This is a genomic window from Trabulsiella guamensis ATCC 49490, from assembly GCF_000734965.1.
In the GTDB taxonomy this organism is placed as follows: Bacteria; Pseudomonadota; Gammaproteobacteria; order Enterobacterales; family Enterobacteriaceae; genus Trabulsiella; species Trabulsiella guamensis.
The window spans coordinates 1-2,195 of the sequence record NZ_JMTB01000041.1 but is presented as its reverse complement, the minus strand read 5'-3'; the positions used below and the strand labels follow the sequence as shown (position 1 = coordinate 2,195).

Genomic DNA, 2,195 nt, shown 5'->3' with positions numbered 1-2,195 from the left:
GTTGCCTGACTACACAGGGGGCAACGGGGCGGTACTATAGGGAGTTGCAGGAAAACGGTCAAGCATATTTTCAGCTTTCTGTATCATTCGGTTAAGCAATAATCATTCCCCGCCACGTCCATGAGGCAGGGAACGGTTTATGCTTCGATTTGCCCGGATTACATCTGTCCAAAACGGCCGGAATTGAAATCCTGAATCGCTTCGGCGATCTCCGCTTTACTGTTCATGACAAAGGGACCATAGCCGACAATCGGCTCGTCGATCGGCTCACCAGACAACACCAACACGCTGGCGTTTGTTGAGGCGTGCAGATGCAGCGATTCGCCGCTCTGACTCAGCACCACCAGTTGTCCTTCATGGGCGTCTGACGCGCCATTGACCGTCACGCTGCCTTCCAGAATCACCAGCGCTGTGCTCCAGCCTTCCGGCTGCGTTAGCGTGAGGTCATGCCCTTGATTCAGTTTCATATCCCAGACGTTCATCGGCGACCAGGTATGCGCCGGACCTGTTGCATTGTCATAATGACCGGCAATCACGCGCAACGTGCCGCTATCGTCGGGCAGAGGCACTGTCGGGATCGTCTCTTGAGTGATGCTCTGATAACCCGGTGCCGTCATTTTGTCTTTCGCAGGCAGATTGACCCACAACTGGATCATCTTCAGTTCGCCGCCCTTGCGCGAGAAGTCAGCAGAATGAAACTCCTCATGCAAAATGCCTGCGCCCGCTGTCATCCACTGCACATCGCCGGGGCCGATCACGCCGCCCTTACCGGTTGAGTCGCGATGTTCGACTTCGCCTGCATAGACCAGCGTAACGGTTTCGAATCCCCGGTGCGGATGCTCACCCACACCGCGTTTTACGCCATCTGCAGGAAACGTATGCGGACCTGCGTAATCCAGCAGCAGAAACGGACTGAGCTGCTTGCCATGGGACTGGTAAGAGAACAGAGAACGCACCGGAAAGCCATCGCCCACCCAGTGCGGACGCGGCGCGGTATAAACACCGGTAATCTGTTTCATAACTCTCTCCTGCAATGTGAATTTTCGATATGAATTAGCTTACATTCGGCATTAATAGATCGGTAGAGCACAAAAATGCTCTACACTGTTCTGAAAAGGGAACAATGGAGCAAACATGCAGGATCTCAACGACTTCGCCTGGTTTGTACAGGTGGTGGATCATGGTGGATTTGCCGCCGCAGGGCGAGCGCTTGGCCAGCCGAAATCAAAACTGAGCCGCCGCATCGCGCAACTGGAAGAACGGCTCGGCGTACGGCTGATTCAACGAACGACGCGCCAGTTTACGGTCACCGATTTAGGGCAAACCTTTTATCAGCACTGTAAAGCGATGATGGTGGAAGCGGAGGCCGCGCAGGATGCGATTGCCGCACTGCAGGTGGAGCCTCGTGGTACGGTAAAAATTACCTGCCCGGTGACGCTACTGCATGTGCATGTCGGCGCTATGCTGGCAAAATTTATGGTGCGTTACCCGGACGTTAAGCTGCAACTGGAAGCCACCAACCGCCGTGTTGATGTGGTGGGCGAGGGCGTTGACGTGGCGATCCGTGTGCTGCCCCCGCCCTTCGATGACAGCGATCTGGTCATGCGGGTGATCGCTGATCGCGGCCAGCGTCTGGTCGCTAGCCCGCAACTGGTGGCGCGGATGGGGGAACCGGATGCGCCTGCCGAACTTAGCACCTGGCCGGGGCTGAGCCTGAGCGAGGGCAAACATCTGCACCGGTGGGCATTGAACGGCCCCGAAGGCGCTCACGCTGAGGTGCATTTTACTCCCCGGCTTATCACCACTGACATGCTGGCGCTGCGTGAAGCCGCTATCGCCGGTGTGGGCGTCGTGCAGTTACCGCTGCTGATGGTGCGTGATCAACTGGCCTCAGGCGAGCTGGTGGTGGTGCTGAAAGAGTGGGAACCGCGCCGGGAAGTCATTCACGCGCTGTTCCCGTCCCGCCGTGGATTGCTGCCATCGGTCAGAGCACTGGTTGATTTTCTCACCGAAGAGTATCGCGCGATGGTGGAAGATTAAGGGAAGTGGAGTTGTAGTAGTTGTAGGTCGGGTAAGCGAAGCGCCACCCGACAAGCAAACCGCACAAAAGCCAACGGTTCGAATCCCCCCTCAGCGGAGGACATAAAGAAAAAGCCCGTACTTGCGTACAGGCTCTCATCTTAAATATGGCGGTG

The 2,195-nt window shown here is 56.6% G+C and carries 2 protein-coding genes; one reads left to right on the top strand and one right to left on the bottom strand.

Annotated features, from left to right (window positions below):
* Positions 1 to 158: 158 nt before the first annotated feature.
* On the bottom strand, positions 159 to 1,019 hold the full coding sequence (locus tag GTGU_RS04660; protein ID WP_038154541.1) for a pirin family protein: 861 nt from the start codon (positions 1,017 to 1,019) through the stop codon (positions 159 to 161).
* A gap of 115 nt (positions 1,020 to 1,134) precedes the next feature.
* Here GTGU_RS04660 and GTGU_RS04655 point away from each other — a divergent pair, with 115 nt between their 5' ends.
* The gene (locus tag GTGU_RS04655) at positions 1,135 to 2,040 is read left to right on the top strand and encodes a LysR family transcriptional regulator (protein ID WP_038154540.1); all 906 of its coding nucleotides are present in this window, start codon (positions 1,135 to 1,137) and stop codon (positions 2,038 to 2,040) included.
* The last annotated feature ends 155 nt before the right edge of the window (positions 2,041 to 2,195 follow it).

Coding starts and splice junctions, on each gene's coding strand:
- GTGU_RS04660 (WP_038154541.1), bottom strand. CDS start 1,019: ATGAAACAGATTACCGGTGTTTATACCGCGCCGCGTCCGCACTGGGTG.
- GTGU_RS04655 (WP_038154540.1), top strand. CDS start 1,135: ATGCAGGATCTCAACGACTTCGCCTGGTTTGTACAGGTGGTGGATCAT.